6 protein-coding genes are annotated in these 6,122 nt (G+C 42.2%); 3 read left to right on the top strand and 3 right to left on the bottom strand.

Going from position 1 to position 6,122, the window contains the following annotated elements:
• The 3 genes from WBM49_RS06805 to WBM49_RS06795 all read right to left on the bottom strand — a co-directional run.
• Positions 1 to 773: MFS transporter (locus WBM49_RS06805; protein WP_424371304.1), on the bottom strand; the 773-nt coding region annotated here is incomplete at its 3' end.
• Positions 774 to 791: 18 nt separating this feature from the next.
• Positions 792 to 1,235, bottom strand: a complete 444-nt coding sequence (locus tag WBM49_RS06800) for a DinB family protein (RefSeq protein WP_424371303.1) — start codon at positions 1,233 to 1,235, stop codon at positions 792 to 794.
• A gap of 15 nt (positions 1,236 to 1,250) precedes the next feature.
• Positions 1,251 to 2,252 carry a sugar phosphate isomerase/epimerase family protein gene (locus tag WBM49_RS06795; RefSeq protein ID WP_424371302.1) on the bottom strand — a complete coding sequence of 334 codons (1,002 nt, stop codon included), beginning with the start codon at positions 2,250 to 2,252 and terminating at the stop codon, positions 1,251 to 1,253.
• Between the two features lie 232 nt (positions 2,253 to 2,484).
• Here WBM49_RS06795 and WBM49_RS06790 point away from each other — a divergent pair, with 232 nt between their 5' ends.
• From WBM49_RS06790 to WBM49_RS06780, 3 genes are read left to right on the top strand one after another with little or no spacing between them, the layout of a single operon-like run.
• Positions 2,485 to 4,203, top strand: a complete 1,719-nt coding sequence (locus WBM49_RS06790; RefSeq protein ID WP_424371301.1) for a GMC oxidoreductase — start codon at positions 2,485 to 2,487, stop codon at positions 4,201 to 4,203.
• A complete protein-coding gene (locus WBM49_RS06785) occupies positions 4,203 to 4,850 on the top strand; it encodes a gluconate 2-dehydrogenase subunit 3 family protein (RefSeq protein ID WP_424371300.1) in 648 nt (215 codons plus the stop codon). Before WBM49_RS06790 ends, WBM49_RS06785 begins: the two co-directional genes overlap by 1 nt.
• Before the next feature lie 9 nt (positions 4,851 to 4,859).
• Positions 4,860 to 5,780, top strand: coding sequence for a hydroxypyruvate isomerase family protein (locus WBM49_RS06780; RefSeq protein ID WP_424371299.1), 921 nt, complete (start codon positions 4,860 to 4,862; stop codon positions 5,778 to 5,780).
• Positions 5,781 to 6,122: the final 342 nt, after the last annotated feature.

Below are 6,122 nucleotides of genomic sequence, written 5' to 3'. Positions count from 1 at the left end.
CCTATGGTCATTTTCCCTGTAGGATTGTCCATTCCTATTTCAGCTAAGAATGGGTTGGCATTTTGGTAATAAAAGGCCAATGGAATACAGATTAGTACGGAGGATAAAAAGAAGATCAAAAAATTTCTATCCTTTAATAATTTTAGTGCATCTAGCCCCAAACTGGTAGAAACACTCACTTTTTCCTCCTTAACAGCTGTTGGCGGCGTCTTTGGTAAGGTAAAACTAAACAGTCCCAATACCGCAGATGCTATGGCCACCATTAAAAAGGTATTTCTTAACATGCCCTCACCTCTAGCTTCTGGAGAATCCCACAGAAAAACATAGCTAATGATAAGTCCGGCTACAATCCAGCCTATGGTCCCAAAAACACGTACAAAAGAAAATTCCTTGGCTGGGTCCTTCATTTGGTTGAAAGAGATTGAATTCACCAGGGCCAGCGTTGGCATATAAATGATCATATACCCCAGGACATACGGATAAAAACCTGTAAAATCTACCGAATTGTACATTTGATACATAAGTACGGCTCCTAAAAGATGCAATACCCCAAGAATTCGCTCTGCATTAAAGTAACGATCGGCAATTAGTCCAATGATAAATGGTGCAATGATGGCCCCCCAGGATTGGGTAGAAAATGCCATGGCAATTTCTCCCCCACTTGCCTTTAGATTATCTCCTAGAAATGTCCCCAGAGTTACAAACCATCCTCCCCAAATAAAAAATTCGAGGAACATCATAAAGGACAACTGTATTTTAATTTTTGAGTTCATTCTATCTTGTTTTGGTCGTTAGCGTTTGTAAAAAACATAGTCCAGGGAGATAGGTGCAATGCCCTGATCTCTGAAATCTGCCAGGATCTGAGCCCTGTGATGTGTAGAATGATTGATGATGTGGAACAACATATCCTGTGTGGTGTTTGTGAAAAGTCGGCCCTCAGAATTCTCATAATCAATTCTTCTCTCATAATTATCCGCACCCGTAATGATCTCAAAGGTGTTTCGCTGGTTCTCGTAATGAATATCCTCCCAGTCTTTCACTGCGTGCTCCTGCCACACCCCAAGGGTTGAAGGGATGCCAACGATCCGAGCATTCCAAATATGATGGGCATTCAGAATATGACTAAATAGTTTGATACTTTTCTCTGGCACTTTCTTAAGTTCCCCACAAGCTTCTATTAATTGCTTGTTACAGAAAAAATTATAATCAAAGAGCTCATTAAAGAATTCCTCCATAAGTGTGTTTCTACTTTACCCAATTTTAGCTGCCGATGAAAGCATAAGATTTTTTGTGGCCATGATGCCTTCAACTTCTCCTAACTCATCACCTTCATACTCTACCCCAATAAAACCTGTATACCCGGCATCTTTTACGATTTGGAGCATTCGGGTATAATCTATGTCTGTTTCGTTTCCGGCCTCGTCGAAATTATGCGATTTAGCACTAACTGCTTTAGCAAATGGCATTAATTCTGTAGTCCCTTTATAAGCATCGTACATGTCTGCACATCCACTGCCATAGTCTTCAGGGTCATTTCTGCGGATACAGAAATTTCCGAAATCGGGCAGAGTGCCACAATTATCCATGCCTACTTTGGTCATCACTTCTGCCAGCATCGCAGCGTTGGAAGACAGGCCACCGTGATTTTCCACCAATATATTTATACTTTTTCCTTTTGCGTAGTTAGCCAACTGGCTTAGTCCATCCACCGAATTAGGGACCCAGGTTTCAGGATCTGTACTCCCTGCCAGATTCACTCGGATGGCATGGCACCCCATGGCGCTTGCTGCATCTACCCATTTGTGGTGGTTTTCAACAGCTTCTTTCCGAGTTTTTGCATCTGAGGTGGCCAGATCTCCTTGTCCGTCTATCATGATAAGTACGTTTTGCAGGCCGTGCTTCTCAGCTTCTGCGTTAGATCTGTCCACAAAAGCAGCCATTGCTTCCGCGCTGTAATTAGCGGGTTTCAATTCTTTGTCATACAGCTGACTCACATATTCCAACCCGGCAAATCCCCACTCCTTAGCCTTGGAAGCAAAAGCATAAGGATCTAATTCCCCGTTCTGTATCATTCTATGTACAGACCATTGAGCAAGGGATAATTTAAAAAATGGTTCCATACTTTCATCCTTTTCTTCCATTCCGGTTTCATCTGTGGCTTCTTTTTTAGCTTCTTTGCAGCTATAGATGCCCAAAACGGAGAGTCCTACGCCGGCCACTGCAGAATTCTTAACAAAGTTTCTTCTTTTCATATGAGTGTTTATTAGTGGTTCTGAGATGCAAATCCCAGATATCAAAAATCGAAAAAGGTGCTCTTACTTTTTTGAAATGGGAAAATAGTGTATCTGTATTAATAATTGGTTATTTAATTTTATAATCTAAAGAAAGCTAAAGTTTAACAAGGATTCGGTAAGAATAAGGCCGTTTAAATGTAGAAAATTAATTTTATATTTAATACTTTTAGCCAGTAAACAATATAGTTAGATGAGTAAATTTTATTATAACGAAGTACAGGATTCCTATGATGCCATTGTTGTTGGAACAGGAATAAGTGGAGGGTGGGCCGCTAAGGAACTATGTGAAAAAGGGCTTAAAACTTTGGTCTTGGAACGCGGAAGAATGGTAAAACACCGTGAGGACTATCCTACTGCGAATATGGATACATGGGACTTTCCAAACAATGGGGAACTCCGCCCGGAGGAGGTGGCCAAGCAACTCAAACAGGCCCGTACAGGTTATACGGTAAAAGCACCTCATAATTTTTGGTTTGTAAATGATTTAGAACATCCCTATAACGAGACAAAGCGATTTGACTGGATGCGTGGATACCACGTGGGCGGCAGATCCTTACTTTGGGGCAGACACAGCTATCGCTGGAGCGATCTAGACTTTGAGGCTAATAAGAAAGAAGGAATAGCGGTAGACTGGCCGGTACGATACAAGGATATTGCTCCCTGGTACACCAAAGTTGAAACTTATGTTGGGATATCCGGAGAATCTTTAGGGCTGCCACAATTACCCGATAGTGTTTTTGAGCCTATGATGGAACTCAACTGTGTGGAGCAGCATGTCAGGGAAAAGGTAGCAGAGAATTTTGACGGGCGCGTGATCACCGCCGGGCGTGTAGCTCATATTAATAGTTCTAAAAAATTTGAAGGAGACGGCAGATCAAAATGTCAGTTCAGAAACAGATGTATCCGAGGATGTCCTTTTGGAGCCTATTTCAGTAGTAATTCCTCTACATTGCCTGCCGCTGAGGCCACAGGCAACATGACCCTGAGACCAGATTCTATTGTCCATGAGGTTATGTATGATCCCGACACAAAAAAGGCGACCGGTGTTAAAGTCATAGACAGAGTTACCAAAGAAACCTTTGAATTTAAGGCCAAGGTAATATTCCTGTGTGCTTCTTCCATATCCTCTACCTCTATCCTTATGCAATCTAAATCGGACCGTTTCCCAAATGGCATGGGTAATGACTCGGATCAGCTGGGGAGGAATATTATGGATCACCACCTGGGTGTTGGTGCTGCAGGAAAATACGATGGGTTTGATGATAAGATCTACAAGGGTCGAAAACCCAATGGAATCTACGTTCCGCGCTTCCGTAATTTAGGAGGCAGCTCTAATATGAAAACATTTAAAAGAGGCTATGGCTATCAGGGAAGTGGAAGCCGAGGCGACTGGGAAGACGCGGTTCAGGAACTCTCTCATGGGAAGGATCTGAAGGAGGCCATATTAAAACCAGGAGGCTGGACCTTCGGAATGGGAGGATTTGGGGAAGTATTACCCTATGAAGATAACAGGATGACCCTGGATTACGATAAACTAGACGGTTGGGGTCTCCCAACTGTCACCTTCGACGCCGAGTTTAAGGAGAACGAGTGGAAGATGCGGGAAGACATGAAAGAACAGGCGTATGAGATGTTGACCAAAGCAGGTTTAAAAGATGTGGAGGCCTTTGACAGGCCAGGAGCTCTTGGCTTGGGAATCCATGAAATGGGCACTGCCAGAATGGGTCGTGACCCTAAAACCTCTGTCCTCAATGAATATAATCAGGTACATGCAGTAAAGAATGTGTACGTTACAGATGGGGCGTTTATGACCTCTGCCGCTTGTGTGAACCCCTCATTAACTTATATGGCATTTACGGCCCGCGCCGCCAACCATGCCGCAGAACAACTTAAAAAAGGACTACTGTAATGGATAGAAGAATAGCATTAAAAAATATGGGGTTGGCTCTGGGGTATACAATAGCTACTCCTACCTTATTATCGCTCGTACAATCATGTAATGAAGTAAAAACAGTTGACTGGACACCTGAGTTTTTTACCAAGGAGGAGGGAAATATCCTAATTAAACTGGTAGACATTATCTTGCCTAAAACAGATACGCCTTCTGCCTCTGAAGTCAATGTCCATGTGTTTATAGATAAGTTCACAAATGAAATTGAGGAAGAGGTAATGCAGGATATTACAAAATTATCTCTCAACCATTTTATAGAAAAATCCTTAAAAGCCTCCGGAAAAGAAAAAGCAGAGGACCTAACTTCTGAAGACCTGGAACCTGTTTTAGCAGCAGCACTGAGTGTCACAGAAGAGGAGGAAATCGAAAACATGGAACTAATGATCAAAAATACCTCGGCTGCTTCTAAGGGAGAAAATGATGCCGTTGCCGAAGATGTCATTAAGTATTCCTTTGCTAAGAATTTGCGCGATAAGACCATCTGGGGTTATAAAACCTCCGAATATGTAGGCGAAAATGTGTTGGCCTACCTTCCTGTTCCCGGAGAATATATAGGATGTGGAGATCTTAATGAACTTACGGGAGGGAAAGATTGGTCCCTTTAACATAGCCCTTTGAAAAGAAGAAATTTTATTTATACATCGGCTTTAGCCGGCAGCACCCTGTCACTGACAGGGTTTTCTGTCTTTGCAAATCCGTCGCAACAGAAACCTGCTCACAATTTCCAATTGAAATATGCCCCGCATCTGGGAATGTTCCGCGAAAGTGCGGGGGAAGATCCTATTGCACAACTCCATTTTATGGCAGATCAGGGGTTTACCGCCTTTGAAGACAACGACATGATGAATAGGCCTGTGGAACTTCAAACGGCCATGTCTAAGGTCATGAAGGAAAGAGGGATACAAATGGGTGTCTTTGTGGCACATAAGATCTATTGGGAAATGCCAAATCTCGCTTCAGGAAACCCGGAAAAACGAGTAGAATTCCTGGAGTATATCCGAAAAGCTGCAGAGGTCGCTAAACGAGTGGATGCAAAATGGATGACCGTAGTACCCGGGCATAGAGATCTTAAACTTCGTATGGGACATCAAACCGCACATGTTGTAGAATCGTTGAAGCAGGCCGCTGCTATCCTGGAACCTCACGGGCTTATTATGGTCCTGGAACCGCTGAACTTCAGAAATCATCCCGGACTATTCTTAACCGAAAGTCCGCAAGCCTATGAGATCTGTAAAGCGGTGTCTTCTCCTTCCTGCAAGATCTTGTATGACATCTATCATCAACAAATACAGGAAGGAAATTTAATCCCGAACATAGAAGCTTGCTGGGATGAGATCGCCTATTTTCAGATAGGAGACAATCCCGGAAGGAATGAGCCAACCACTGGTGAAATCAACTACCAAAATATCTTTAAATTTATTCACAGTAAGGGTTTTACAGGCATTCTGGGTATGGAACACGGCAATTCTGTTGCTGGAATCGCAGGGGAAAAAGCTGTGATCAATGCCTATAAACTGGTCGATCCAAAGTCGTAGTCTTCCGCATTAAAATTTCCTAAAGTCACATTTCGTTTCGTAAATTTTTTTATAAATAATACTTTCTCTTTTAAAAAAAGGTCTAAGAACAGTAGTTACTGCGTATATATAAAATAAGAGATAATCTTGATGGCTATGGACTATTATATCTTACTTCTTTTTTGTTATATCGCTTTATTAGCGATTGCCCATATGGCCATTAAGCCTCACTTTGATAAATAAACATTTCTATTCGCGAATTGATACAAACAAAATACCCCGGATAAACGCTATTATTGGGGATCAGCGTTTCCGAGGTATCTTTTAATAAACACTAGTCGTTTACCTAAGACATAATTTGGT

This window comes from Muriicola sp., assembly GCF_049669965.1.
Classification (GTDB): domain Bacteria; phylum Bacteroidota; class Bacteroidia; order Flavobacteriales; family Flavobacteriaceae; genus Muriicola.
Note: the sequence above shows the minus strand (reverse complement) of the source record. Positions and strands in the feature narration are given on the sequence as shown.

Excerpts from the sequence above, each read along its gene's own strand:
- WBM49_RS06800 (WP_424371303.1), bottom strand. The coding sequence starts at position 1,235 with ATGGAGGAATTCTTTAATGAGCTCTTTGATTATAATTTTTTCTGTAAC.
- WBM49_RS06785 (WP_424371300.1), top strand. The coding sequence starts at position 4,203 with ATGGATAGAAGAATAGCATTAAAAAATATGGGGTTGGCTCTGGGGTAT.
- WBM49_RS06790 (WP_424371301.1), top strand. The coding sequence starts at position 2,485 with ATGAGTAAATTTTATTATAACGAAGTACAGGATTCCTATGATGCCATT.
- WBM49_RS06795 (WP_424371302.1), bottom strand. The coding sequence starts at position 2,252 with ATGAAAAGAAGAAACTTTGTTAAGAATTCTGCAGTGGCCGGCGTAGGA.